This window comes from Bacillus sp. YBWC18, from assembly GCF_002998775.1.
In the GTDB taxonomy this organism is placed as follows: domain Bacteria; phylum Bacillota; class Bacilli; order Bacillales; family Bacillaceae; genus Bacillus.
In genome coordinates this window covers 344,068-370,266 of record NZ_PVRI01000003.1, presented here as the reverse complement: position 1 = coordinate 370,266, position 26,199 = coordinate 344,068, and the positions used below count along the sequence as shown (strand labels likewise).

24 protein-coding genes are annotated in these 26,199 nt (G+C 43.6%); 5 read left to right on the top strand and 19 right to left on the bottom strand.

The window, feature by feature from the left end:
- Positions 1–74: 74 nt before the first annotated feature.
- The 8 genes from C6348_RS11330 to C6348_RS11295 all read right to left on the bottom strand — a co-directional run bounded on the left by C6348_RS11330 (position 75) and on the right by C6348_RS11295 (position 7,439).
- Positions 75–677: a thymidine kinase gene (locus C6348_RS11330; protein ID WP_106043131.1), complete on the bottom strand. Its 603-nt coding sequence runs from the start codon at positions 675–677 to the stop codon at positions 75–77.
- Positions 678–764: 87 nt separating this feature from the next.
- Positions 765–965, bottom strand: coding sequence for a 50S ribosomal protein L31 (rpmE, locus tag C6348_RS11325; RefSeq protein WP_003215407.1), 201 nt, complete (start codon positions 963–965; stop codon positions 765–767).
- Between the two features lie 130 nt (positions 966–1,095).
- On the bottom strand, positions 1,096–2,379 hold the full coding sequence (gene rho, locus C6348_RS11320; RefSeq protein ID WP_003215202.1) for a transcription termination factor Rho: 1,284 nt from the start codon (positions 2,377–2,379) through the stop codon (positions 1,096–1,098).
- 364 nt (positions 2,380–2,743) lie between these two features.
- A complete protein-coding gene (glpX, locus tag C6348_RS11315) occupies positions 2,744–3,709 on the bottom strand; it encodes a class II fructose-bisphosphatase (protein ID WP_012011567.1) in 966 nt (321 codons plus the stop codon).
- 32 nt (positions 3,710–3,741) lie between these two features.
- Entirely contained in the window at positions 3,742–5,031 is a 1,290-nt protein-coding gene (locus tag C6348_RS11310; RefSeq protein ID WP_034660302.1) for a UDP-N-acetylglucosamine 1-carboxyvinyltransferase, read from the bottom strand.
- Positions 5,032–5,278: 247 nt separating this feature from the next.
- Complete coding sequence (fsa, locus tag C6348_RS11305) at positions 5,279–5,917, bottom strand: fructose-6-phosphate aldolase (protein ID WP_106043129.1); 639 nt, start codon at positions 5,915–5,917, stop codon at positions 5,279–5,281.
- A 111-nt stretch (positions 5,918–6,028) separates the two neighbouring features.
- Positions 6,029–6,886 (bottom strand): class II fructose-bisphosphate aldolase, encoded by an 858-nt coding sequence (locus C6348_RS11300; protein WP_034660304.1) that lies wholly within the window; start codon positions 6,884–6,886, stop codon positions 6,029–6,031.
- A 178-nt stretch (positions 6,887–7,064) separates the two neighbouring features.
- Positions 7,065–7,439, bottom strand: coding sequence for a response regulator (locus tag C6348_RS11295; RefSeq protein ID WP_003214681.1), 375 nt, complete (start codon positions 7,437–7,439; stop codon positions 7,065–7,067).
- A gap of 180 nt (positions 7,440–7,619) precedes the next feature.
- Here C6348_RS11295 and C6348_RS11290 point away from each other — a divergent pair, with 180 nt between their 5' ends.
- Positions 7,620–8,150, top strand: coding sequence for a DUF2529 domain-containing protein (locus tag C6348_RS11290; protein WP_106043127.1), 531 nt, complete (start codon positions 7,620–7,622; stop codon positions 8,148–8,150).
- A gap of 40 nt (positions 8,151–8,190) precedes the next feature.
- Here the strand turns inward: C6348_RS11290 and pyrG are convergent, their stop codons facing one another.
- The 8 genes from pyrG to C6348_RS11250 all read right to left on the bottom strand — a co-directional run bounded on the left by pyrG (position 8,191) and on the right by C6348_RS11250 (position 17,715).
- Complete coding sequence (gene pyrG, locus C6348_RS11285; protein ID WP_003215143.1) at positions 8,191–9,798, bottom strand: glutamine hydrolyzing CTP synthase; 1,608 nt, start codon at positions 9,796–9,798, stop codon at positions 8,191–8,193.
- A gap of 238 nt (positions 9,799–10,036) precedes the next feature.
- A complete protein-coding gene (gene rpoE / locus C6348_RS11280) occupies positions 10,037–10,579 on the bottom strand; it encodes a DNA-directed RNA polymerase subunit delta (protein WP_106043125.1) in 543 nt (180 codons plus the stop codon).
- A gap of 237 nt (positions 10,580–10,816) precedes the next feature.
- A complete protein-coding gene (locus tag C6348_RS11275; RefSeq protein ID WP_034660309.1) occupies positions 10,817–11,014 on the bottom strand; it encodes a hypothetical protein in 198 nt (65 codons plus the stop codon).
- 145 nt (positions 11,015–11,159) lie between these two features.
- Entirely contained in the window at positions 11,160–12,302 is a 1,143-nt protein-coding gene (locus tag C6348_RS11270) for an acyl-CoA dehydrogenase (protein ID WP_106043123.1), read from the bottom strand.
- Positions 12,303–12,318: 16 nt separating this feature from the next.
- Positions 12,319–13,431: an acyl-CoA dehydrogenase family protein gene (locus C6348_RS11265; RefSeq protein ID WP_106043121.1), complete on the bottom strand. Its 1,113-nt coding sequence runs from the start codon at positions 13,429–13,431 to the stop codon at positions 12,319–12,321.
- 11 nt (positions 13,432–13,442) lie between these two features.
- Positions 13,443–14,306 (bottom strand): 3-hydroxybutyryl-CoA dehydrogenase, encoded by an 864-nt coding sequence (locus C6348_RS11260; RefSeq protein WP_106038968.1) that lies wholly within the window; start codon positions 14,304–14,306, stop codon positions 13,443–13,445.
- Positions 14,307–14,325: 19 nt separating this feature from the next.
- Positions 14,326–15,501, bottom strand: coding sequence for an acetyl-CoA C-acetyltransferase (locus C6348_RS11255; RefSeq protein WP_106043119.1), 1,176 nt, complete (start codon positions 15,499–15,501; stop codon positions 14,326–14,328).
- Between the two features lie 102 nt (positions 15,502–15,603).
- A complete protein-coding gene (locus tag C6348_RS11250) occupies positions 15,604–17,715 on the bottom strand; it encodes a (Fe-S)-binding protein (RefSeq protein ID WP_106043117.1) in 2,112 nt (703 codons plus the stop codon).
- Between the two features lie 143 nt (positions 17,716–17,858).
- Here C6348_RS11250 and cls (C6348_RS11245) point away from each other — a divergent pair, with 143 nt between their 5' ends.
- From cls (C6348_RS11245) to C6348_RS11235, 3 genes are all read left to right on the top strand, one after another.
- Positions 17,859–19,055 carry a cardiolipin synthase gene (gene cls / locus C6348_RS11245; RefSeq protein ID WP_106043115.1) on the top strand — a complete coding sequence of 399 codons (1,197 nt, stop codon included), beginning with the start codon at positions 17,859–17,861 and terminating at the stop codon, positions 19,053–19,055.
- 12 nt (positions 19,056–19,067) lie between these two features.
- Complete coding sequence (gene uvsE / locus C6348_RS11240) at positions 19,068–20,030, top strand: UV DNA damage repair endonuclease UvsE (protein ID WP_106038966.1); 963 nt, start codon at positions 19,068–19,070, stop codon at positions 20,028–20,030.
- Positions 20,031–20,103: 73 nt separating this feature from the next.
- The gene (locus C6348_RS11235) at positions 20,104–20,358 is read left to right on the top strand and encodes a general stress protein (RefSeq protein WP_106043113.1); all 255 of its coding nucleotides are present in this window, start codon (positions 20,104–20,106) and stop codon (positions 20,356–20,358) included.
- A gap of 29 nt (positions 20,359–20,387) precedes the next feature.
- Here the strand turns inward: C6348_RS11235 and C6348_RS11230 are convergent, their stop codons facing one another.
- From C6348_RS11230 to cls (C6348_RS11220), 3 genes are all read right to left on the bottom strand, one after another.
- Positions 20,388–21,386 (bottom strand): S66 family peptidase, encoded by a 999-nt coding sequence (locus C6348_RS11230; RefSeq protein WP_106043111.1) that lies wholly within the window; start codon positions 21,384–21,386, stop codon positions 20,388–20,390.
- Positions 21,387–21,662: 276 nt separating this feature from the next.
- A complete protein-coding gene (locus C6348_RS11225; protein WP_106043109.1) occupies positions 21,663–23,378 on the bottom strand; it encodes an ABC transporter ATP-binding protein in 1,716 nt (571 codons plus the stop codon).
- Positions 23,379–23,482: 104 nt separating this feature from the next.
- Positions 23,483–24,985 (bottom strand): cardiolipin synthase, encoded by a 1,503-nt coding sequence (gene cls, locus C6348_RS11220; RefSeq protein ID WP_223251556.1) that lies wholly within the window; start codon positions 24,983–24,985, stop codon positions 23,483–23,485.
- Positions 24,986–25,142: 157 nt separating this feature from the next.
- Here cls (C6348_RS11220) and C6348_RS11215 point away from each other — a divergent pair, with 157 nt between their 5' ends.
- Complete coding sequence (locus C6348_RS11215) at positions 25,143–26,114, top strand: S66 family peptidase (RefSeq protein WP_106043107.1); 972 nt, start codon at positions 25,143–25,145, stop codon at positions 26,112–26,114.
- Positions 26,115–26,199 lie beyond the last annotated feature (85 nt).

The following is a 26,199-nucleotide window of genomic DNA, read 5'->3' as shown; positions in this document are numbered from 1 at the left end:
ATTTATTTAAGTACAAATGATGGGTGTTCAGCCAAAATCTCGAAAAACGAAACACAGCGGCATTTGCTATTTTTTTAATTGTCAAGTGTTGTACCAACGTCAAGTCTTGGTACTTCATGGTGATGTCTGCATCGTGCTTCGTATGATTCCTGCGCACCTACTAAAATAATGGGATCATCATAGGATGCGGGTTTACCGTCGATCAAGCGTTGTGTTCTACTCGCTGGGGAGCCGCATACCGAACAAACTGCTTGAAGTTTTGTTACAAGCTCTGCACATGCCATTAAATGCGGAACAACACCAAATGGCTCTCCTCTGAAATCTTGATCAAGGCCTGCAACAATGACTCGGTAACCTTTATCAGCCAATTGAGTGACAATGTCAATGATTGTCTCATCAAAAAATTGCACCTCATCAATGCCAATGACATCGGTTCTTTCTGATATGTGCGTTATTATGTCTTTTGGTGAGGGTACTGCAATCCCATCGACTGATGAACCGTTATGTGAGACAACTGAGCTTGTACTATATCGGTTATCAATCGCTGGTTTGAATATTTTTACTTCTTGTTTGGCAAAGGTGGCTCTTTTGGCTCTCCGAATCAATTCTTCCGACTTTCCAGAAAACATACTTCCGCAGATGACTTCAAGCCAACCGCTTTGTTTCATCACATACATAAGGTCTTCTCCCCCGTTTTAAAGTTCCATCAATCCACGTAAAAAAACAGGCAAGAACGGATTCCTGCCTGTTTATTGTATCTATTATTACTTAAGACCGTATTTTTTGTTAAAGCGGTCAACACGTCCATCAGCAGAAGCGAATTTTTGACGGCCTGTATAGAAAGGATGGCACTCAGAGCAAATCTCGATGCGTACCTCTTCTTTTACTGATCCAGTTTCAAACTCATTTCCACAAGCGCATTTGACTGTAGCTTTTTTGTAGTTAGGATGAATTCCTGTTTTCATCTACTGTCATCTCCTTCCGCCCTGAATCCAATTCGGAAACAGAGTTAATATCTCAGAATAAATTCTGAAACGCACATGATGAAATTATAACAGTGTGAGTCTATGATTGCAAATGTATTTTTTCAACAAGCTATCTTCTTGATGCAGACATGTTCGCTTGTTTCCATTCTTGCGTTAAAATATCGAAAAATTCTTGGTTTGTCTTTGTTTTTCTCATTTTGCGCATGAACTTCTCAGCAAAGTCAGGTGTATCTGACATCGATTTTCTCATCGCCCATAGACGGTCAAGATGCTCTTTTGGTACAAGCAGTTCTTCTTTTCTCGTACCAGAACGACGAATGTCGATCGCTGGGAAAATTCTTCTTTCTGCAAGAGAGCGGTCCAAATGAAGCTCCATGTTCCCCGTTCCCTTAAACTCCTCATAAATCACATCATCCATACGTGATCCCGTATCCACAAGCGCAGTGGCTAAAATCGTCAAGCTTCCGCCTTCTTCAATGTTACGCGCAGCACCAAAGAAGCGTTTTGGACGGTGGAAGGCCGCTGGATCAATACCGCCGGAAAGCGTTCGGCCGCTTGGCGGGATGACAAGGTTGTATGCACGAGCAAGCCTTGTGATGCTGTCCATTAAGATGATGACATCTTTCTTATGTTCAACAAGACGCATGGCACGCTCTAATACAAGCTCTGCTACTTTAATGTGGTTTTCCGGTACTTCGTCAAAGGTTGAACTAACAACATCCCCTGCAACAGAACGTTCGATATCTGTTACTTCCTCCGGGCGTTCGTCAATCAAAAGGACAATCAGCTCTGACTCTGGGTGATTTTCAGAAATGCTGTTGGCAATTTCTTTGAGCAAAATGGTTTTCCCAGCCTTAGGCGGTGCAACAATTAAACCACGCTGCCCAAATCCAACTGGCGCCATCATATCCATAATTCTAGTAGACAGGTGATTAGGCTGTGTTTCAAGAATCATTTGACGATCAGGGAATAGCGGCGTGAGTGCAGGAAAGTGAACACGTTCCTTAGCTGATTCTGGGTCGTCCCCATTTACCGCTTCTACATGAAGGAGGCCATAGTAGCGTTCATTCTCTTTTGGAGGTCGTACCTTTCCAGACACCTTATCTCCGTTGCGTAAATCAAAGCGTCTGATTTGTGAAGCTGAAATATAAATGTCTTCAGAACTTGGAGAGTAGTTAATTGGTCTTAAGAAACCAAATCCCTCAGACTGAATAATTTCAAGAACCCCTTCCATAAATAAGAGATCCTCTTGCTCAGCGTTCGCCTTTAAGATGGCAAAAATTAATTCTTTTTTTGTTAGTTTGCTGTAATAAGAGATTTTGTATTTTTTTGCTAACTCATACAGCTCTTTTAATTTCATATTTTCCAAAGATGAAATCGAAACATCTTTCAATATGGACACCACACTTTTCTAGTCAATGTATTTCATTACAAATGCATGACCAATGTATTTGATTAGCTTTTAATTCCGTTTTTGTTGGAATGACCTCGCTCTCATGGTAACGCTCCCACTCGTTTTATCTTAAAAGATAGGAACAATGTGAAATTGAGCTTTGTCAACATAGAGAAGGATAATGAGTATATCGTCATGATGCGGCAGTTTTAAACTTGTTGAAGCTTAAAAGAAGTAAATTCGCAGAAAATTTCGCAGCACTCTTTAGTTTTACCTCATTTGCAGAGAATATTCAACTTTAAAAAGAAAATGATATACATTTGACACCTATATGAAAAGCGGGTAATGAATACCCGCTTTCAGATTACGGACGAATGACAAGATTCGGTTTTTTCTTTAAGCTGTGTCTGCCGTCTACGAAACGAACTGTACCCGATTTCGCACGCATAACAACACTATGTGTTGTTCCAACAGAGCCTTTGAATTGAACACCTTTTAATAGCTCGCCGTCTGTTACACCAGTCGCTGCAAAAATGGCATCATCACCTTTTACAAGGTCTTCCATTCTTAGGACTTTGCCAACATCCAGCCCCATTTTCTCACAGCGTCTTAGTTCTTCTTCACTTTGAGGAAGAAGCTTTCCGTGGATTTCACCACCAAGTGCCTTTAACGCAACAGCAGAAAGGACACCTTCTGGCGCTCCGCCTGAACCAAATAGAATATCAACACCTGTGTGATCAAATGCTGTATTAATAGCTCCTGCAACGTCACCATCATCGATCAGTTTAATTCTTGCTCCTGCTTCTCTCAGTTCAGCAATAATTTTCTCATGTCGATCTCTGTTTAAAATCGTTGCAACGACATCTTCAATATCTTTGTTTTTTGCTTTTGCCACAGCGCGAAGATTATCAATGACAGGCGCTTCGATGTCGATGCAGCCTACTGCTTCTGGACCTACTGCGATCTTATCCATGTACATATCAGGTGCATTCAGCAGGTTGCCATGATCTGCAACCGCAATAACAGCTAAGGCATTCCAGCCGCCGCTTGCCACAATATTTGTTCCTTCTAACGGATCAACAGCAACATCCACGCGGGGTCCGTATCCGTTCCCAAGCTTTTCCCCAATATAAAGCATTGGTGCTTCGTCCATTTCTCCCTCGCCAATGACCACTGTTCCTTTCATCGGAATGGTATCAAATACATCACGCATTGCACTTGTTGCAGCATCATCTGCTTCGTCTTTTAATCCTCTTCCCATCCAACGGGCAGATTTTAATGCGGCTGCTTCTGTCACCCGTACTAGTTCCATCGATAAACTTCTTTCCATTTTTGTCCAAATCTCCTCTCACAGTCAAAGCCTTACGAATTTTGAAGTTCTTCTATTTCTTGGTCATTCAGCTTTTCACGCCAGATGGTTGCACCCAAGCCTTCAAGCTTCTTCTCAAGCAAACTATATCCTCTGTCTATATGTTCAAGCCCTGTGATTTCGGTCACACCGTCTGCCATTAACCCTGCAACGACGAGACAAGCACCTGCACGAAGGTCACTTGCTTTGACCTTTGCTCCTTGAAGCTGCGTTTGCCCAGTTATAATGGCAGATCTACCTTCGACCTTCATGTTTGCACCCATTCGACGCAATTCGTCAATGTGCTTAAAGCGGGCTGAGTAGATCGTATCTGTGACCACACTCGTGCCTTTCGCCTTTGTTAAGAGCGCCGTCATCGGCTGCTGAAGGTCAGTCGGAAAGCCCGGATACACAAGGGTTTTGATATCGACAGGCTTGAGTCCTTCGTTTCTGCCAACGATCAGCATCTGATCGTTGCTCGTTTCAATGGTGAACCCCATTTCTCTAAGTTTCGCCGTAATTGATTCTAAATGAGTTGGGATCACATTATCAAGAACAACTTCATCTCCCATCGCAGCACCAGCAATTAAAAATGTGCCTGCTTCTATGCGGTCAGGGATGATGGAATGCTTACAGCCATGAAGAGATTCTACACCTTCGATTCGAATCACATCAGTACCCGCACCTTTGATTTTGGCTCCCATGCTTGCAAGCAGTGTCGCTACATCAATAATTTCGGGTTCTTTTGCGGCATTTTCAATCACCGTTTTTCCTTCAGCCAGTACGGCTGCCAGCATGATATTGATGGTCGCACCTACACTGACAACATCAAGGTAAATACGAGCTCCGACTAATTTTTCAGCGCGCAAATAAATCGCACCCTGCTCGTTTGTCACCTCGGCACCAAGTGCTTCAAAGCCTTTGATATGCTGATCGATCGGCCTAGGTCCTAAGTGACATCCTCCTGGCAGTCCGATGACAGCCTGCTTGAACCTGCCGAGCATGGCTCCCATTAAATAATAGGATGCACGCAGTTTCTTCACCTTTCCATTAGGAAGCGGCATACTGATCATGGAAGAAGGATTGACGATCATTTCACCTTTTTCAAACGTAACCTTTCCGCCAATCTCTTCTAACAGATCTCGTAATGTGTCAATATCTGAAATATGCGGAAGGCCCTCAATGGTTACTGGAGAATCAGCGAGAATCGTGGCAGGAATCAGTGCCACTGCACTATTTTTCGCACCACTAATATGTACGGTCCCGCGCAAAGGGTCACCGCCGGCAATGTTTAACTTTTCCATATTTGTCTCCCTTCTTAAAGAAGATCACTGTTGGAGTTATACTGTTTGTGGATGTCGCGCTTTAAAAGGTCTTGTCCAAAATTTAGCCAATATCAAGAGAAAGAATACAGGTTAAACGAAATTTGTCGGAAGAAAAATAATCGAAGCTTTGCGAGGCTGTGATGTTCTCTTCTTTGCACAAAACATTTCTTAGCGTTTTTAAGGAAAACTGCGGCAAACGGGAGACAATCCCGCCTGCCACAATCACTTATTTATTCCAGTCTGCTAAAAATTGCTCAATGCCTGCATCCGTTAACGGGTGTTTTGTCAGCTGCTTGATGACTTTCAGCGGCATTGTGCCGATATGAGCACCTCTAAGCGCAGCTTCTGTCACGTGCTGCGGGTGACGAATGGATGCAGCAATGATTTGTGTATCTAATCCGTGAACATCAAAAATGGTTTTCACTTCGCTGATGAGATCGAGACCATTTTGGCCAATGTCATCTAAGCGGCCGAGGAATGGAGACACATACGTTGCACCAGCTCTAGCTGCAAGCAATGCCTGGTTTGCACTAAAAATCAAAGTGACGTTTGTTTTAATACCAAGGTCTGTTAACGCTTTGACAGCTTTAAGGCCATCTATTGTCATCGGTACTTTGACCGTGATATTAGGTGCGATGGCAGCAAGCTCTTTTCCTTCTTCAATCATTTCCTCTGCTTTAAGGGAAATCACTTCTGCACTGACAGAACCTGATACGACGTCAGTGATTTCGCGAAGACGGTCGTGGAATGATACGTCCTTTTCTTTCGCTACTAAACTAGGGTTTGTTGTGACGCCTGCTAAAATGCCAAGCTCGTGCGCCTCTTTGATGTCTGCGATATTCGCTGTATCTACGAAAAATAACATAACCGTGCCACTCTCCTATCAATAATTGTCTGAAATGTAAATTTTGATTGCGCTTTCTCAAGATATGGAGAAAACCGCCTGTGACTCAGGCGGCTTTCGGTTCTCATCAAATTATGCTTGGTTAGAAGAACCAAATTCGCGCATTTTGCCGATAACAGTCGCTTTAATTGCGTCACGAGCTGGTCCAAGATATTTACGTGGATCATACTCTTCTGTTTTTGCAGCAAGTGTTTCGCGTACTGCTTTCGCAGAAGCAATTTGGTTTTCAGTGTTTACATTGATTTTTGCTGTACCAAGTGAAATTGAACGCTTGATGTCAGCAGTTGGGATACCTGTTCCGCCGTGAAGAACAAGTGGAAGGCCTGTCATTTTACCAATTTCTTCCATTTCAGCGAAACCAAGGTTTGGTTCACCTTTGTATGGACCATGAACTGAACCTAGTGCAGGTGCAAGGCAGTCAATGCCAGTGCGTTCTACAAGCTCTTGGCATTCTTTTGGATCAGCATAAATAACGCCCTCAGCGATGACGTCGTCTTCTTGTCCGCCAACAGTTCCAAGCTCAGCTTCTACAGATACACCGTGGAAATGTGCAAGCTCAACTACTTTCGCAGTTGTTGCTACGTTCTCATCGAATGGGTGGTGAGAAGCGTCGATCATGACAGAAGTAAATCCTGCATGGATTGCTTTTGCACAAGATTCAAAGCTTGAACCGTGATCTAAATGAATCGCAACAGGAACTGTTACATTATATTCTTCGATTAACGCTTTTACCATTGCGACAACTGTTTTGAAGCCGCCCATGTAGCGTCCTGCTCCTTCAGATACTCCTAAGATAACTGGAGATTTCTCTTCTTCAGCAGCTTGTAAAATCGCTTGCGTGAATTCTAAATTATTTAAGTTAAACTGACCAACAGCGTAACCTTTTTCCTTTGCGTCTTTCAACATTTCTGTCATTGAAACTAAAGGCATGATGAAAAATCCTCCCTATGTAGCTAATTTGCTTACTAAAAAAAGCTCTCCACCCTAGCATGACCAGAATTTCTCGCCATATGTAAACTTTCAAAGTCAGATCGCTTTCTTCTTCTTATCTAGGATACCAATTATTCGACAAATCGGCAACAGAATGACTCGATTCAATCATTTCCATCTAACCATTTGTTTCGAGCGGCAAGTATTCTTTAACAGCATCTCGGATTTCATCAATATCAAATGGTTTCGCAAAGTGCGTCAATGCACCGAGTTCTTTTGATTCTTGGATCATGTCTAATTCGCCATAGGCTGTCATAATGATGACACGGATGTCTTCATCAATTAATTTCATGCGTTTTAAAATTTCAATACCATCCATTCCGGGAATCTTCATATCAAGCAGGACAAGGTTTGGTCTATGATTTTTCACAATATCTAACGCCTGAAGTCCATTGGCTGCTTGGAAGGTTTGATAGCCTTCTTTATGAAACACTTCATTCAATAATATTCTAATACCGTATTGATCATCGACAATTAAAATTTTCTCATTCATCTGTTACACCCCATTGCTTTCATTTTTCGCCATAAAAAGAGCTGTTGTTAAATAATTCTGTTTGATTTTCACATTTCCTTTATTTATAATAGTTTACTTTACGACATTTTCTGAGCATTTTTCCTAATATTCTCTTTATATTCTATTATAAAATGATCTGACCGAAGGAGGAAATCAGTCTTGTTAAAAATTTTCACGACCCAGTTATCAGGTATTTTTTCACGTATTGGAGAAAAGCAGGCTGAAGCGATCGAGGATGGTGCACGCCTTCTTGCACAAGCCGTTGTCAGTGGACATGCTGTTTATTTTCACGGAAAGAATGAATTGGCTGCTGTAGCCCTAGAGGCAACTGAAAGCAAGGAGCCATTTCCATGTGCGAAAGTACTGCCGCTTGATCAAACGGAGCGCAGCTTGCTTCATCCAAGTGACAGGGTGCTGCTATTTTATTCAAACCCAGAAGACGAGGAGATTCAATCTCTTGTAAAAGAGCTGCACGCGCAAGGGACGCCCATTGTTGGTGTCGGTCCAGCACAAAAGGAGCCGTCCATGATTGAAGAGCATTGTGATGTCCACATTGATTTTCAGCTCAAGAAACCGCTTGTGCCCGCTGATGACGGAACAAGGTTCGGTTATCCTGCTTTAATGACATGCTTATACGTCTACCACGCTCTATCGTTTACTGTGAAAGAAATCGTTGAGGAATATGAATAAAAAAACTGCCGAGAAGATCATATTCTCGGCAGTTTTTGATTTATTTTGATTCAGATGCTTGCAGTGAAGCACCAACGAAATCTCTAAATAATGGCTGTGGTCTTGTCGGTCTTGAGACGAATTCTGGGTGGAACTGAGAAGCAAGGAACCAAGGATGATCCTTCAGCTCGATAATTTCAACAAGACGTCCGTCTGGGCTTGTACCAGAGAAGACAAAGCCTGCGGCTTCCATTTGCTGTCTGAATTCATTATTAAACTCATAGCGATGACGGTGGCGTTCGTAGACCACTTCGTCATTGTATGCAGCAAATGCTTTTGAGTCTTCATTTAATTTACATGGATACAGACCAAGACGAAGTGTTCCGCCTAGATCATCTACATCCTTCTGTTCTGGGAGAAGGTCAATGATTGGGAATGCTGTTTCAGGATCAATTTCCGCTGAATGAGCTCCCTCAAGGCCTAGTACGTTTCTCGCATATTCGATCGACGCAACTTGCATTCCTAAGCAGATTCCGAAGAATGGCACTTTGTTTTCACGGGCATATTGTGTAGCAATGATTTTCCCTTCCACTCCGCGGTCTCCGAAGCCTCCAGGAACGATGATTCCGTCTACATCTTGCGCGAAATCAGCCATATTTTCTGCTGTCACTTCTTCTGCATTGATCCATTTGATTTGAACGTCTGCATCAAATGCATAACCAGCATGGCGAAGTGATTCAACGACAGAAATGTATGCATCTTGCAGTTCAACATATTTTCCTACTAGACCAATTGTGACTTGTTTTGAGAGATTTTGTACTTTATCGACTAGCGCTGTCCACTCCGTCATGTCCGCATCTTGGCAGTCAAGTTTCATATGTTCACATACAAGCTTGTCTAGTCCTTGTTTTTGTAAATCAAGCGGAATAGAGTACAGCGTGTCTGCATCCTGACATTCGATAACAGCTTTTGTATCAATATCACAGAATAACGCAATTTTGTCCTTCATGTCTTGGGTCATTGGCATTTCAGTTCTGACCACAATAACGTTTGGCTGGATACCAAGGCTGCGAAGTTCTTTTACACTATGCTGTGTTGGTTTTGTTTTCAGTTCACCTGCTGCTCGGATGTAAGGAACAAGGGTACAATGAATGTACATCACGTTTTCACGGCCAATGTCACTCTTCATTTGACGAATCGCTTCAAGGAAAGGAAGGGATTCGATGTCTCCTACTGTTCCGCCGATTTCTGTAATGACCACATCTGCACCTGTTTCTTTTCCGGCACGGTACACGCGGTCTTTGATTTCATTTGTAATATGGGGAATAACCTGTACGGTTCCGCCTAAATAGTCGCCTCGGCGCTCTTTCTTCAGAACAGTAGAGTAGATTTTACCCGTTGTGACGTTGCTGTACTTATTTAAGTTAATATCAATGAAGCGCTCGTAGTGACCTAAGTCAAGGTCTGTTTCAGCACCGTCATCTGTGACGAAGACCTCACCGTGCTGATATGGACTCATCGTCCCTGGGTCTACGTTGATATATGGATCGAATTTTTGAATGGTGACATCCATCCCTCTATTTTTCAGAAGGCGGCCTAACGATGCAGCCGTGATCCCTTTTCCAAGTGAGGAAACAACTCCTCCTGTTACAAAAATATACTTTGTCATTTCGTATGCTCCTCTCTTTTTTACCCTTGCATGACTAGACATGCACAGCTTCATCCTTTTTAGAGTGTATCCCTAAATCTCTTGAAAAATAAGAAAGCTCCCTTTCAAATAAATGAAAGGGAGCGTAAATGAACGTATCTTTACGTACTCTTTTTAGAGAGCCCAAAATACATACTACATAGTTCGCTCTCGAAAGTCAAGACGGTTTTGTCCTGTTTTGAGGACCGGTTTGTGAGGGTTATTTTTCTTCCTTATTATCGTCTAAATCGTCTTCGTCAATTTCTGTTAAGCCGTCATCATCTTCGTCGTCATCGTCTTCGTCGAAGTTTTCTATATCTTCGTCAATTTCCTCATCATCGTCTAGGTCGAGATCATCGTCGTCTTCAACAAGATCAAGATCTTCTTCAAGCTCTTCGATTTCTTCTTCCTCTTCAATTTCATCGAAGTCTTCTTCAACGACAGCTGCTTTTGTTTTTTTCTTTTTCGCTTTTGTTTTCACAGCTGGCTGAACTTCTTCTTCGATTTGATCAACTGGATACCAGCTGCGAAGTCCCCATCTCTGATCACCTAACGAAATAAAGCGGCCATCTATATTTAAGTCTGTATAAAATTGAGCAAGTCGATCATCAAGATCAGATTTTTGTATCCCTTGTAAACGGACCATTTCATCTATTAACTCGGAAAACGTAATCGGTGTTTTGCTGTCTCTGAAAATTTCATATGCAAGTTCAACTAAAGACATGTGCTTGAGCTGCTCCTGTGAGTATTCTTTCAAACTCAAGGTCAGACACTCCCTTTCTATTACATGTATGTATCCATTTATCAGTGAAATAATAAGTGTTTATCCCTTATTTTTACGACAAACCATACCTCTCATTATAAACAAATTAGAGGAGTTTATGCCACCTTTAATCATGTTAATTTTTGATTTTTTCTCATGGGGCGCACCATCTGCGTGAAATTGGTCTGGCTTTTGTGTACGGTATGCTTTTTGTCTTTTAGTTTGTTCATCTCTATTTTAAAACTGGATTCTCTGAATGAATAAGATAACGATAGCAATCGTACATACCATTCCCGCAGGCATGAGGACAAATAGTTTTCTGCGGCTGTTTTCTTTTTCTTCCTTCTTTTTTGGAGACTTTGAAAGCTCTGTGGAGACCATAATCCATATGATCATCGTGACTAATCCTAAAATACCCATAAATGTTGTGTTCATCATGATAACCTCCATATTGATACTTTTGCACATTTTATCATATTGATAAGGTAGCATGGGACAATATTGGAAATGATTTCACATTTAAGAACTGATTATCGCACCAAAACAGACCACCTCACGTCAGGTGGTCTTTGCTTGGTTTCTACATATCTAGCAGTTTGCGCGAGATGACTAGGCGCTGGATTTCTTGTGTGCCTTCATAAATTTGAGTGATTTTCGCATCACGCATGTATCGTTCGACTGGGTAATCCTTTGTATAACCGTAGCCGCCGAAGATTTGAACGGCTTCTGTTGTTACTTTCATGGCTGTATCTCCAGCAAAGAGCTTTGACATAGCTGATTCCTTTCCATACGGAAACCCTTTCGTTTCAAGCCATGCTGCCTGATAAGTAAGCAGCCTGGAGGCTTCAATTGCAGTTGCCATATCTGCCAGCTTAAAAGCGATCCCTTGCTGCTGTATGATTGGTTTGCCAAATTGCTTGCGCTCCTTCGCATAATGGACCGCCGCATCAAGAGCGCCTTGTGCAATCCCAACAGCCTGAGCAGCAATACCGTTTCTACCGCCATCGAGCGTCATCATGGCTATTTTGAATCCTTCTCCTTCTTGTCCGAGCCGGTTCCTTTCATGAATCCGGCAATCTTCAAATCGAATTTCAGTCGTTGGCGATGAGCGGATGCCCAGTTTGCTTTCCTTTTTGCCAACCGAGAACCCGGGGGTCTCTTTTTCTACAATAAAGGCGGTTGTATTTCGAGATGCAGCTTCTTGGTCTGTCACGGCAAACACAATATAATAATCCGCAATGCCGCCATTTGTAATAAAGATTTTCGCACCGTTCAGGACGTATTCACTGCCTGCCTTTACTGCCGTTGTCTTCATTCCACCGGCATCTGAACCTGAACCGCTCTCAGTGAGTGCATATGCCCCTACCTTCTGTCCTTCTGCAAGCGGCTTTAAATAGGTCCCCTTTTGTTCATCTGTTCCGAAAGTATAGATGGGCCACGAGGCGAGAGAGGTATGAGCGGAGAGGGTGACGCCTGTAGAGGCGCACACTCTTGAAAGCTCCTCAACTGCGATGACGTAGGCTAAATAGTCACTGCCGATCCCGCCTACCTCTTCCGGCCAAGGGATACCCGTTAAACCGAGCTCCGCCATCTGGCGAAAAATAGCTGGATCATACGTTTCTGTCTCGTCCCGCTCTGCTGCTGTTGGCTCTACTTCATTTTTCGCAAAATCTCTCACCATTTTTCGGATCATTTCATGTTCATCACTTAATTGAAACTGCATCATGAGCCACCTCGTTTCATATTAGCTGTTTACAAATGACCAGCCTTTGAATTTCACTTGTTCCTTCGTAGATTTCACAAACTTTCGCATCACGAAAGTAACGTTCTGTTTGATAGCGATTCGTATAACCATCCATGCCGAGCAAATGGATCGCTTCTGTACTGATCTCAACTGCCGTTTTTGACGCAAATAGCTTTGCCATTGATGCTTCCTTTGTGACCGGACGATTCGCCTCTTTATAAGAAGCCGCTTGATAAACGAGCAGCTTGGCTGCTTCAAGCTTCGCCGCCAAATCACCCAGCCGAATGGTCGTTTCTAGACCTGCTGGGTGCTGCTTTAAATACGTGACTGCTTCAGTTAAAGCGGCTTCTGCAATGCCGAGGCTTTGAGCCGAGATACCGATTCTCCCCGCATTTAAACTAGACATGGCTATGTGAAAGCCCTCTCCTTCTGCACCGAGCAGCTGCTGCTTTGGAATCCGCACACCATCAAAATGAAGCGTTACTGTTTTTGACCCGTGCAGTCCCATCTTTTTCTCATCTTTTCCGATCGTAAATCCTGGTGTATCTTTTTCGACAATGAACGCCGATATATTTTTTTTCGCAGAGGCAGGGTCTGTCACTGCAAAGACAAGATACAGTTCTGCTTCCCCGCCGCTTGTAATAAACATTTTCGTACCATTTAACACATAGTGGTCACCTGCCCGCTCCGCTCTTAACTGAATACTGGAGGCATCTGAGCCAGCCTTGGGTTCAGTCAGGCAAAATGCCCCCAGTTTCTGCCCGGATGCAAGCAGCGGAACATAGGATTTTTTTTGCTCATTCGTTCCAAAAACCAAAATAGGCATCGTCACAACAGATGTATGAACGGACACAATGACACCGATAGTCGCACTCACTTTGGATAATTCATGAATCGCAATGATATATGTTGTAAAATCTGCTCCTAAGCCTTGATACGAAGCTGGTATTGGAATTCCTAGAAAGCCTTGGCGTCCCATTTCAGCTAAAAGTGTTCTTGGGAACTGACCTTGTTCCATGGCTTCCACTTCAGGGAATACACGCTGTCTTGCAAATTCTGCTGCCTGTTCTCTCCAGAGACGCTGTTGATCCGTAAGCAAAACATCCATCTTGACTCCCCCTATGAGTGGTCGTGGTATGTGTAAAAACCTCTCATTGTCTTTTTGCCCAGCCAGCCTGCATTTACGTATTTTTTCAAAAGAGGACAAGGTCGGTATTTGCTATCCCCAAGTCCTTCATGAAGGGTATTCATAATAAATAAACATGTATCTAGTCCGATGAAATCAGCGAGACGAAGCGGCCCCATTGGGTGATTCATTCCAAGCGTCATGACCCCGTCAATGCTTTCTGCATCTGCCACGCCTTCATAAAGGGTGTAAATGGCTTCATTGATCATTGGCATCAATATGCGATTTGATACAAACCCTGGGAAGTCTTCCACTTCAATTGGGGTTTTGTTTAATGTCTTTGCTGTTTCATAAACGATTTGATACGTGTCGTCACTTGTTTGCAGCGCTCGAATGACCTCAACCAGTTTCATGACAGGCACCGGATTCATAAAATGCATGCCAATCACTTGCTCCGGTCTCCCCGTAACAGCTGCTAATTCTGTGATTGACAAGGAAGATGTGTTTGTTGCAAATATCGTCTTCGCCTCTGCAAATTGATCAAGTGTTTCAAAGATTTGTTTCTTCACACTCATTTGTTCAGATGCAGCTTCAATCACTAAATGAGCCTGCTGCACGTCCTTTAAATCTGTGGAAACGGCAAGCCGCTGCGTAATATCTCGGACTGCCTGATGGGCCAGCTTTCCTTTTTCTGCTCGTTTCGTCAGTTGTTTGGTCATGGAGGAAATGGCTCGATGAATCTGCTTTTCAGATGCATCATGCAGCAGGACTGTGTAGCCTGACTGAGCAAAAACTTGGGCAATGCCTGATCCCATTTGACCTGCTCCAACGACCATGACGGTCTCTTCTGTACTCATGACGATGAACGCCTCCCTTTTAATCTACCTTTATCATGATGGCATCTCCTTGACCGCCTCCACTGCAAATCGCCGCGATGCCAATGCCTCCGCCTCTTTGTCTCAATGCATGAATCAAGGTCAATATGATACGTGTTCCGCTTGCCCCAATGGGATGACCAAGCGCTACTGCACCACCATTGATATTCATTTTCCGCCGGTCCAGCCCGGTTATTTTTTCACATGCCAGCGCCACAGCTGAGAAGGCCTCATTGATTTCAAAGAGATCGATATCCTCTAGACGCTTGCCTGTTTTCTGTAAAATCTTCTCGATGGCAAAGGCTGGTGTTTTCGGAAAATCCTTTGCCTCTACGGCTACCTGCGTATGCCCAAGCACGACTGCCATTGGCTTTACGTCATGCTGCTCCGCATATGTGTCTTTCATTAAAAGAAGCGTACTTGCTCCATCATTGACACCTGGTGCATTTCCAGCGGTAATGGTACCCGTTTGATCAAAAACAGGCATGAGCTTTGACAGTCGTTCATATGACGTATCACGCCGCGGGGATTCATCTTCTGTGATCAGCCGCTCTCCCGTTTTCGTCTTGACGGTGACTGGGGTGATTTCCTGTTGAAAAAAGCCGTTTTTCTGCGCTTCGATGGCCCGTTCATGACTTCTTAGTGCCCAAAGGTCTTGCTCTTCCCGCGTGATACCAAGCTCCTTTGCAGCCATGCTCCCATACTCACCCATATGAACGCCTGTAAATGAACAGGTTAATCCATCTAAAATCATCGCATCTTGTACCGCACCATCTCCCATTTTGTAGCCCCATCGCGCTTTTTTTAGCAAATAAGGGGCGTGTGACATGGATTCCATACCGCCCGCTACGATGACCTCAGCATCTCCAGCTCGAATGATTTGATCTGCTGTGCTCACACTGCGCATTCCTGATGCACAGACTTTATTGATAGTTTGCGTCGGAACGGACCATGGAAGATCAGCATTTCTTGCTGCTTGCCTTGAAGGAATCTGACCTTGTCCTCCCTGTAAAACACTTCCCATGATGACCTCATCCACAAAATGTGAATCCCGTACTCTTTCCAGCGCAGCTTTGATCGCTATTCCGCCTAGTTCTGCGGCAGTCAACCCACTGAAAGCACCGCCTAGTTTTCCAAATGGTGTTCTTGCTCCAGATACAATGACCGTCTTACTCATGTATGTCCCCTCCCGTTTGTTACCGCTTACATATTATCTAGGCAGCTGATGTACAGCGCCATGTATAAGCAGATGAATATCCTATTCATCGGCCTGTTTTGTTTACGAAACCTGCTTTCCAGCCTCACCAAACACTGATTTTTCAAGAAGTTCTGCGACATCAAATGTGCCTACCTGCTCCTCTACTTCCTTCGCCTTCGTGCCATCTCCCAGCATGGTGAGGCAATAAGGGCATCCTGAGCTGATGATGGACGGCTGCACCTGTAACGCCTGCTCCGTTCGGGCAGTGTTAATCCGGGTACCTGTCTCTTCTTCCATCCACATTAAGCCCCCGCCTGCACCGCAGCACATACCGGTTTCACGATGACGCTCCATTTCTCTCAGCGTCACACCAGGGATGGCTTTTAAAATGTCTCTCGGCGGATCATACACTTCGTTATATCTGCCTAGGTAGCAAGAGTCGTGGAAGGTAATCACTTCGTTCACTTCATGTACAGGCGTTATTTTCCCTTCTTTCACTAGCTCTGCCAGTAATTCTGTATGATGGTACACTTCTGCCTCAAGTCCGAAGTCTGGATACTCATTTTTAAATAAATTGTAGGCGTGCGGATCAATCGTGACGATCTTTGTGACCCCGTTTTTCTGGAATTCTTCAATATTTTTTGCAGCAAGCTCTTGGAATAAAAATTCGTTTCCAAGTCTTCTTGGTGTATCGCCTGAGTTTTTCTCTTTATTGCCTAGGATGGCAAAGGAGACCCCTGCTTCGTTGAGGAGCTTTGCAAAGGCAAGCGCAATTTTTTGGCTTCGATTGTCATATGCCCCCATTGAACCAACCCAGAATAAATAATCGAAGGTTTGATCTGCTTTTTTCAGCTCTTTTACTGTCGGCACATGCACATCTTCTCTCAGTTCACGCCAATTTTCTCTTTCTTTCCGGTTCAATCCCCACGGGTTCCCTTGGCGCTCAATGCTTGTCATGGCACGCTGTGCATCTGCATCCATTTTCCCTTCGGTCAGCACAAGATATCTGCGCATATCAATAATCTTGTCAACGTGTTCATTCAAGACAGGGCATTGGTCTTCACAGTTTCGGCACGTCGTACATGCCCAAATTTCTTCTTCTGTAATGACCTCACCAATGAGAGAAGGATGATACATTGAGCTGGCCGCCGATTCCTCTGCACCTGCTCCTCTCGCCTGCAGCGCCAGCTGATTTCCTGTTGTCTGCCTAAAGGCAAGCTGCGGGACCCATGGTGTCTTCGATGTAATGGCGGCCCCTTTATTTGTTAAATGATCTCTTAACCTTAAAATTAAATCCATTGGAGACAGCATCTTCCCTGTTCCTGTTGCCGGGCACATATTTGTGCAGCGCCCGCATTCCACACAGGCGTAAAGGTCGATCAGCTGTGACTGACGGAAGTCTTCAATTTTTCCCACACCGAAGGTCTCTTGTGTCTCATCTTCAAAATCAATTTTTTGCAGCTTGCCTGGCGGGTCTAATCTGCTGGCAAATACATTCACCGGTCCTGCAATGAGGTGAGCGTGCTTTGACTGCGGGACATATACTAAGAATGTCAGCAAAATAAGGAGATGCACCCACCATGCGACATAAAAAACGACCGTTGCTGCAAGAGGTGAAATTCCGCCCAGCAAGAAAGCAATACTGGAGGCGATTGGCTCAGTTGGTGATAGAGAGGGTCCATGCCAAATGATGTTCATCCCGTTCCCCAGTAAGACTGTCAGCATCAAGCCGCCAATAAATAAAAGCACTAGACCTGATTTAAAGCCTCGTTTTAAACGGACAAGCTTCTCCACATACCTTCTATGGAATGCCCAAACAACGGCTACTAAAATGAGAAGTGTGACCACCTCTTGGAAAAAGGTAAAGACACCGTACAGCGGACCTAAAGGGAGTCCGCTGCCCGGAACAAGTCCCTTCATAATAAAATCAAGGGCTCCGAACTGTACAAGAATAAACCCGTAGAAAAACAGCACATGAATGATGCCGCTCTTCTTGTCCTTTAACAGCTTCTTTTGCCCAAACACATTGACCCAAACACGCTCTAAGCGTCTCTTCATGTCTTGTTGAAATTCTTCTTTTTTACCAAGACGAATATACGCCGCTCGTGTTCGAATGAGATAAATAAACAAATACACAGCGTAAGCGGTCACCGCCGCAAATGCGATCAAGTTCATTATTAAAAGGCTATTCATCTTGCTCCCCCTTTCATTCCCCAAAAACCACTTTGTTCCGTTTCTATGTTGTACCTCTATCATAAATAATGAATGAGCATTCAGTCAATATTTTTTACACGTTTGGGTACACTATTGAAATATGCAAAAAAGGAGGAAGCTTCATGATCGCATTGATCATCCTACTCGTACTCATTGCCATCGTTTTTCTCGTGATGGTAGACCTTTATATGGGAAAGAAATATTTTTCTACCCACGCTTTTGAACGGTCTTTTGATAAAACAAGCGGTGATGCCGTCTTTTATCATGATGGCGAACCATTTTTTGATCAGCTGCTCGCGGATATTCAACAGGCCTCTTCTTCTATTCATATGATGTTCTTTATTGTAAAGAACGACAAGATTGGCCAAAGGGTCTTACAAGCACTGAAAGCCAAAGCGGAACAAGGGGTTTCAGTCTTTTTGCTGACCGATCGACTAGGGTCCTATCCGTTTGATCAAAAGTCCATTGATATGCTAGAAAAAAGCGGTATCCAATTTTACTTTTTAAATAAGCCTCGTTTCCCTTTTTTGATTTATCGGTTAAACATGAGAAATCATCGTAAAATTACGGTGATTGATGGAAAGATTGGCTATATTGGCGGGTTTAATATTGGCGATGAATATGTTGGGAAAAATGGCCAGTTTGGCATTTGGAAAGATTATCATTTGCGCATGACAGGGCAAGTTGTCGCAGATCTCCAGCATGTGTTTTTGAATGATTTATACCGGTCATCTGGCATTCATCAGCTGCAATATGAGGTTTTTCCTGCTTTGGAACCGGGAACACTACAATGCACAACACGCGCGACTGCTGGTTTTTCTTTAGAAGCTTTGTTTCTCAAAGATATTCAGCAGGCGAGAAAGCAGATCATCATCTGTACGCCTTACTTTATTCCATCTGCCCCTCTTCTGAGTGCACTGCTTGATGCACGAGAGCGAGGTGTCACGGTTGAAATCATCATCCCAATGAAAGCGGATCATCCACTTGTCAAAGAGGCTGGATTTCATTATTTGAAAGACCTCATTGCCTCTGGCTGCCTTGTGTATCGTTTTTATAAAGGATTTTATCATGCGAAAGCCATTCTAATTGACCAGAGACGCTGTATGATTAGCACGGCAAATTTTGATAAACGCAGCTTGTTTCTAAATGAGGAAGTAGACGTCGCCATTGATGATGCCGACTTTACTGCACACGTAGAGGAAAAAATTCGGGAGCACATGGAAGTGTCTGAGCTTATGACAGAGGAGAAATTGACCCAGCGTCCGCTTTTGTCACGTCCGCTGGAATGGGTTGGCGCCATGTTCTCGTACTTTTTATAAAGGAGATGACCTATGCGCTATCGATTTGGTTATGTATCCAATGCCGTCACCTTGTGGGAAGCTTCTCCTGCCAAGTCGCTGACCTTTGCAAGATACAGTAAGCTCTCAAAGGAAGAGAGAGAAGAGGCTTTATTGCGAACAACGAAAGCCAATCTCGTGAATACATTAAGAACGCTCTATTTCGCCATTGCCCATGATATCCCGCTTTACCGTTTTTCAAGTTCGATCGTCCCGCTCGCGACCCATCCCGATGTGCGCTGGGACTTTGTGACACCTTTTCAAAAGGAGTTTCTTGAAATTGGCGAGTTGGTGAAACGGCATGGGCTGCGTGTGAGCTTTCACCCTAATCAATTTACCTTGTTTACTAGCCCAAAGCCTTCAATCACAGAAAATGCCGTGATCGATATGACGTACCATTATCAAATGCTTGAGGCGATGAAGCTCGAAAAGGAAGGCTATATGAACATTCATGTGGGCGGTGCGTACGGTGATAAAGAATCGGCGCTTCAACGTTTTGATGACAATATCAAAAAGCTTCCGGCGCATATCAAGGCGAGAATGACGCTTGAGAATGATGACAAAACGTATACGTCGTTAGAAACCCTTGGTGTATGTGAAAAGCACGGTATTCCATTTGTTTTTGATTACCATCATCACGTGGCCAATAAAGATGACGATGCCGCGCTTGAAGACATTCTGCCAAGAATGTTCGACACTTGGACGAGCACTGGCATTCCGCCTAAAATCCATTTATCCTCACCGAAATCAGAAAAAGCCATACGCAGTCATGCAGATGGTGTAGATATGTCCTTTGTCTTACCGCTTTTTCATGCATTAAAACCGTATGGGCGTGATGTAGATTTTATGATTGAGGCGAAGTTAAAGGATCAGGCACTGCTCCGACTTGTCGAAGAGCTGTCTGCGATAAGAGGCAACAAGCGAACAGGCGGAGGAACCATTGAGTGGAAATCATAGAGAAAGGTTTATCCCTATGCAAACAAGGGTAACAAAGCTATTGTGAGAAAGTAATTAACAGGAGGATATGAAGATGTCTCAAATCTATTCAATCCAAATCGCTGCGAAAGCATTGAATTTACATAAGCTTATTTCTCTTTATGAAAAATGCCATCAGGCTCAACATCGTCTATATGTGTATTCTAAAAAAACAATGTGCAACATCAAGAACATCGTAGAGCTTGAAACCTTCAGGCTCACTCATTTAGAGTCTGATTACTTAATTGTCGTAGAGGGAAAAAAAGCGCAAGATCTCTTGCAGCCATTTGAAAAAGAGAAGATTTCATAAAAAAGAGCAGCCCTCAGGCCGCTCTTTTGTTATATCCACTCTTTTGTCAACCAAACTTGTTTTGAAGCTGCATCCAATTTCACTTGTGCCCCGATTGGCATCGTAAGCATCGGGTGTGTATGGGCACAGTCAAAATCTGCGATGAGCGGTCTCTTTGTCTCTCCAAGCACCTCAAGTAAAATCTCGTAAGGTTCTTTTCCCGTTCCCTCATCATCAAACAGCTCATGTTTTCCCAAAAGAATACCTGATACCCGCTCAAACACTCCATTTACTTTCAATAAAGAGAAGTTTTTTTCTACAACCGAAGCGGTTTTCATGCAATCTTCAATAAGGAGGACGTCTCCGTTTTGAATGGCTGGCATGAACTCACTTCCCCATATGCCGTACATGGCATTCAGATTCCCGCCAATCAACCTGCCTTCTGCCTGTCCCTCTATGACGCACAGCCAATCGTTTGGACGCTGCTTTTTATCACACGTCTTTTCTTCCCAATTGATTCGTTCATCCGTCCAAAAAGGTGGTTTTTTGACCTGATAAGGAATGGTTTGAGGCTGCATCAGGATGTCTTCGAACGACTGATATGTATAAGCGACGAACGGTTCAAACTCTCCAAAAGACGGGACAAGCGCCGGTCCGTAGAATACAGGCAGTCCCGTTTTTTCGTAGGCTGCTAAAAGAATCGCTGTCGCATCTGAATAACCGATCATGATTTTCGGATGTTGATTCAGCAGCTCAAAATCAAGATAAGGCAGCAAACTATTTGAATTTGTCCCGCCAATCATTGACATAACACACGCCAAGTCCTCTCTAGCCATTAGCTCATTCAGCTCATCGGCTCGTTCTTGAATTGTACCTGAACGATAGTGATCCTCTTTCCCTGTTAATGATCCTGGTACCACAATGAATCCTTTTTGCTCAAGCCACTTCTTCGCCCGCTGATACCTAAGAGGCGAGGTCGCTGATGCAGGACTTGAAGGTGAAAAAATACCGATCTTATCTCCCTTTTGTAATCGCCGAAGCCCCTTCATTCCATCAGATCCTTCCTACACGAGTTTTTTCTATCCTAACAAAAAAAGCCCTTTATCAAAAGGGCTTTCAGATTTTTGACAAAGGGCTATAATGATCTTTATTTTAGTCCTTTATCTTTTTTCAGCGTGATAGAAAACCTTTGCAGTCTAGGAAGGACGAGCACTGGAGCGGAGCGAATTGAACATTCGTGAGCACCAGAGCGCAGGACTGACAACGAATGCGAGGGTTTGTCTACACGCTGAAAGCCCTTTATCAAAAGGGCTTTCTCTTTCTTCTTAATGACCAAACTGCGCTTCGTGCAGTCTGCTGTATACGCCGCCCATTTGGATTAAGTCTTGGTGGCGGCCTTGTTCTTGAATGCCTTCCTCTGTCACGACGATGATACGGTCGGCGTGTTTAATTGTCGCAAGGCGGTGGGCAATGACGAGCGTTGTCCGTCCGACAGCCAGTTCGCTCAATGCATCCTGTATGGCTTTTTCTGTTTCTGTATCAAGTGCTGATGTGGCTTCATCTAGAATGAGAATGGACGGGTTTTTCAGGAACATCCGCGCAATCGACAGACGCTGCTTTTGACCACCTGACAGTTTGACGCCGCGCTCACCTATCACGGTATTTAACCCTTCTGGGAAACGCTGAACGAGTTCCTCTAAATGCGCACTTCTTACAGCCTCCCAAATCTCTGCATCACTGGCTTCTAGGTTGCCGTACGCAATGTTTTCACGAATGGTGCCCGAGAATAAAAAGACATCCTGCTGCACAATACCGATCTGCTGCCTTAAAGAAGACAATGTCATAGACTTTGTGCTTACACCATCAATCGTGATCTCCCCTTCATCCACATCATAAAAACGAGGCAGCAGACTGCAAATGGTTGATTTCCCCGCTCCTGAAGGCCCGACAAACGCAACCGTTTCTCCTTGTTTGATCTTTAAATCGATATCCTTCAGCACATGGCTGTGTTCATCGTAGCCAAATGTCACGTTTCGATATTCAATTTCACCTTTCAGTCCGTATACATCACGTGCTCCCTCTGTATCCTTCACATCCGGCTCTGTTTCTAGTAAATCGACATAGCTTTTAAAGCCCGCAATGCCTTTTGGATACATTTCAATGACCGTGTTGATTTTATCAATCGGTCTAAATAAAACATTTGTGATCAGAACAAACGCGATAAAGCCACCTGCCGTTAATTGACCTTGCAGGACAAACCATGTACCTGCGAGAAGGACAAACAGTGTCACAAGACGTGTCAGAATATAGCTGATCGATCCATTGACCGACATAATTTTATAGGAAAGAAGCTTCGCCTTCCGAAAACGGTTGTTGTTTTCAGCAAAGCGTTTTTTCTCAAAATGTTCATTGGCAAAGGCTTGAACAAGACGAATACCGCCGATATTGTTTTCAACCCTTGCATGAAAGTCTCCAATGTCATTGTTTAGCTGTGTAATCGCATGCGTCATTTTCTTATTAAAATGAAGGGCAAGCCAGATGATGACAGGCATGATCAGGAAGGTTAAAATAGCCAGCTGCCAGTTAATCATCAGCATGACAGCAAAGGCACCAAGAATTGTCATAATCGCTATAAACAAATCTTCAGGACCGTGATGCGCCACTTCTCCAATGTACATGAGGTCGTTTGTCATCCGTGACATGAGCTTACCCGTTTTGTTGTTGTCAAAGAATTTAAAGGATAGGCGCTGAAAGTGATCAAACAGCTTCTTCCTCATATCTGTTTCAATATTAATTCCAAGCATATGCCCCCAGTACGACACAATAAATTGCATAACCGAGCTGAGTGCATAAATGACAAACAGCGCAAGTGCGGTCCAGCCAATGACCGACCAGTTTCCTGTTGGCAATAATGTATCAATGAAGTAGTTCACGATAAGCGGGAAACCCAGTTCCATCAATCCAACGGCGACAGCGCAAAAGAAATCTAAAAAGAACAGACCTCGATAGGGCCTGTAATAGGCGAAAAAGCGTTTTAGCATATGTAAAAGAACCTCATTTCTCTATAATTGATAATCATTTTCAATTATAGAGGAATCCTCTTCAAAATACTAGATCAGGAAATGATTTCTTTGACTGGAAATCCTCATAACACGCCAGAAAACAACCGGGCAAAGGATTCCTTTAAGCGCTCTTTTAAGCTTCTTTTATAAAAATGGACAGGTCCCATTTGCTCACATTCTTTCATATCTTCTTCATAATGGGCCATCAGTTGCTCAATGGGCTTTTTCGCGGCTGTAAAGACATTGACCTCAAAATTGAGCTGAAAGCTTCGCATATCCACATTTGCGGTACCGACAGAGGCAAGTTCTCCATCTGCGATCATCACTTTTTGATGCATGAAGCCCTTTTGATAGTGATACACCTTGATGCCCTCTTTTAGGAGCTCAGAAAAATAGGATCGTGTGGCGTATTGTGTGAGAAAGCCGTCATTGATCTCCGGTACCATCACCCGTACATCCACCCCTCTTGTAGCAGCAATTTTTAATGCTGTACGAAGGGATTCATTTGGGACAAAATAAGGTGTTGCAATCCAGACAAATTGTTTCGCATTTGAGATGAGTGCATCATATAAATCACTCATACTTTCTTTCATATCGGGTCCAGTCGGTACAACCTGAATGACATCCTCTCCCGTCACAGGATGCGGCGTATGATACTTCGGATCCTCAATTAATACTTCATCTGATACATACTCCCAGTCGAGCATAAAAACAGAGTGAAGGGTCTGAACAGCCTCACCCTTTAACATGGTATGCGTATCACGCCAAAAACCGATATTTTCATCACGTCCGACATATTCTTTTCCGACATTTAACCCGCCGACAAACCCTGTCTTCCCATCAATTATCACGATTTTGCGGTGATTTCGGAAATTGAATTTTTGATTAAAAAAACCATATTTTAAAGGCAGAAAAGGAGCGACCTTTACTCCTTCCTGCTTCAAGCGTTTAATATCTTTTCGGGAGAAGCGAATGCTGCCAGCCGCATCATAGATGAAGCGAACCTCTACCCCTTCTTTCGCTTTTTCTATCAGAATCTCCATCATCCGGTGCCCGAGGAAATCTGATTTGAACATGTAGTATTCTATATGGATGAACGATTTTGCCTTTTTTAATTCTTCAAATATACGGGGAAAAGTCTCCTCCCCATTCTTTAAAATGTCCATATCACTATTTGTGTTCACATGCATGCCTGTTGCTTTTTCTGTGTAATGAAAAAAAGTTCGCTGATTTTCGGTTAGACGCGATTCATCCGGCTTGCTCTCAAGCTCAGATATTCTGCGTAACTTTTCACGGTTGTACATTCTCTTTGATTTGAATAAATGACCTTTCACATAGAGCTGTCCTGAGAACAAATAAAACATATAGCCAATGATCGGGAAAAAGATCAGCACATACATCCATAACAACGTGTGCTGTGATGTACGGTTCTCTAGCATGAGTGAGATGATACTAAATAAAATAATGGCGATATAAACTGCCGCGTACAGCTGAATGCTCCACGCTGGCACAGGCCACCAATACACCACATATGCCCCGAATATCATAAAATATAAAAATAAAAATTCCAGTCTCCTCTTTTTCACATTCTCCGCCCTCATTCGTTTCTGTCTTTTTCTCTTCCATACCCTTTGCACAGCTTGTATGAAACGCACGGCCTATGCCTTTCTCCTAGCTTTTACAGACTTGGGCCATTTGATCCGATATAATGGAGAAATATGTGATGGAAAGGAAGATTTGTTTATGCATACACCCTCTCCTTTAAAAAAGGGCGATCATATTCGTGTCATTGCTCCAAGCCGAAGTGCCAGCATTTTATCAGAAGATGGAATCTCTCAATCAAAAAAACGTTTAGAGACCTTAGGTTTCACTGTCTCTTTTGGAAAACACGCGTTTGAATGTGATCTTCATTCCTCGTTATCCATTGAACACCGCTTGTCTGATCTGCATGAGGCGTTCACAGATGATGAAGTCGACGGTATTTTGACAGCCATCGGAGGCTTCAATTGCAATGAACTCTTGCCTTACATTGATTACGACTTGATTCGTCAGCATCCTAAAGTTCTTTGCGGCTACAGTGATATCACCGCACTCGCAAGCGCCATTACCGCCAAATGTGATATGGTGACATACTCTGGCCCTCATTTCTCCAGCTTCCAAATGGAGCAGGGGCAAGAGGAGCAGTCCGCTATGTTTCAAGCCTGCTTGATGAGCGGCGGTGAGCCATTTGATGTGATCCCTTCGACAAAGTGGAGTGATGATGCGTGGTATCTCGATCAAGCGAACAGGCAGTTTCATCCGACGAAATGGAAAATGTATCAGGAAGGAACAGCTGAAGGCACCTTGTTTGGCGGAAACCTTTGTACACTGAACTTACTGCAAGGGACGTCGTTTATACCTCATATCAAAGATGCCATCTTATTTGTGGAGGATGATGAGTTGGTTTTCCCTGAAATGTTCGCCAGAGACCTCACATCCCTCTTGCAGCATGCAGAATCAATCAAAGGACTGATCATCGGACGCTTTCAGAAGAAATCCGAGATGACAGAGGAACATTTAAGATTCATTCTAGATAAGCACCCAATGCTCAAACACATTCCAGTGATTTACGATGTCGATATTGGACATACGCAGCCGGTTTTCACCTTACCGATTGGTGGAAATGTAAAGCTAGCGTGTAAAGATGGAGACGTGAAGCTGCGCATTCATTCATAACTAATAAAGGCTAAAAAAGCACCCGAATATGTGGTGCTTTTTTCTATGCCACCATCTTTTTTAAAAATTTTTTAGAAAAAGTGAT

Excerpts from the sequence above, each read along its gene's own strand:
- uvsE (WP_106038966.1), top strand. The coding sequence starts at position 19,068 with ATGCGCTATCGATTTGGTTATGTATCCAATGCCGTCACCTTGTGGGAA.
- C6348_RS11225 (WP_106043109.1), bottom strand. The coding sequence starts at position 23,378 with ATGCTAAAACGCTTTTTCGCCTATTACAGGCCCTATCGAGGTCTGTTC.
- C6348_RS11235 (WP_106043113.1), top strand. The coding sequence starts at position 20,104 with ATGTCTCAAATCTATTCAATCCAAATCGCTGCGAAAGCATTGAATTTA.
- C6348_RS11295 (WP_003214681.1), bottom strand. The coding sequence starts at position 7,439 with ATGAATGAGAAAATTTTAATTGTCGATGATCAATACGGTATTAGAATA.
- C6348_RS11275 (WP_034660309.1), bottom strand. The coding sequence starts at position 11,014 with ATGAACACAACATTTATGGGTATTTTAGGATTAGTCACGATGATCATA.
- C6348_RS11230 (WP_106043111.1), bottom strand. The coding sequence starts at position 21,386 with ATGAAGGGGCTTCGGCGATTACAAAAGGGAGATAAGATCGGTATTTTT.
- C6348_RS11255 (WP_106043119.1), bottom strand. The coding sequence starts at position 15,501 with ATGAGTAAGACGGTCATTGTATCTGGAGCAAGAACACCATTTGGAAAA.
- fsa (WP_106043129.1), bottom strand. The coding sequence starts at position 5,917 with ATGTTATTTTTCGTAGATACAGCGAATATCGCAGACATCAAAGAGGCG.
- C6348_RS11330 (WP_106043131.1), bottom strand. The coding sequence starts at position 677 with ATGTATGTGATGAAACAAAGCGGTTGGCTTGAAGTCATCTGCGGAAGT.
- glpX (WP_012011567.1), bottom strand. The coding sequence starts at position 3,709 with ATGGAAAGAAGTTTATCGATGGAACTAGTACGGGTGACAGAAGCAGCC.
- C6348_RS11310 (WP_034660302.1), bottom strand. The coding sequence starts at position 5,031 with ATGGAAAAGTTAAACATTGCCGGCGGTGACCCTTTGCGCGGGACCGTA.
- C6348_RS11215 (WP_106043107.1), top strand. The coding sequence starts at position 25,143 with ATGCATACACCCTCTCCTTTAAAAAAGGGCGATCATATTCGTGTCATT.
- C6348_RS11265 (WP_106043121.1), bottom strand. The coding sequence starts at position 13,431 with ATGGATGTTTTGCTTACGGATCAACAGCGTCTCTGGAGAGAACAGGCA.
- C6348_RS11300 (WP_034660304.1), bottom strand. The coding sequence starts at position 6,886 with ATGCCTTTAGTTTCAATGACAGAAATGTTGAAAGACGCAAAGGAAAAA.
- C6348_RS11250 (WP_106043117.1), bottom strand. The coding sequence starts at position 17,715 with ATGAATAGCCTTTTAATAATGAACTTGATCGCATTTGCGGCGGTGACC.
- cls (WP_106043115.1), top strand. The coding sequence starts at position 17,859 with ATGATCGCATTGATCATCCTACTCGTACTCATTGCCATCGTTTTTCTC.
- C6348_RS11270 (WP_106043123.1), bottom strand. The coding sequence starts at position 12,302 with ATGCAGTTTCAATTAAGTGATGAACATGAAATGATCCGAAAAATGGTG.
- rpmE (WP_003215407.1), bottom strand. The coding sequence starts at position 965 with ATGAAAACAGGAATTCATCCTAACTACAAAAAAGCTACAGTCAAATGC.
- pyrG (WP_003215143.1), bottom strand. The coding sequence starts at position 9,798 with ATGACAAAGTATATTTTTGTAACAGGAGGAGTTGTTTCCTCACTTGGA.
- C6348_RS11260 (WP_106038968.1), bottom strand. The coding sequence starts at position 14,306 with ATGAGTACAGAAGAGACCGTCATGGTCGTTGGAGCAGGTCAAATGGGA.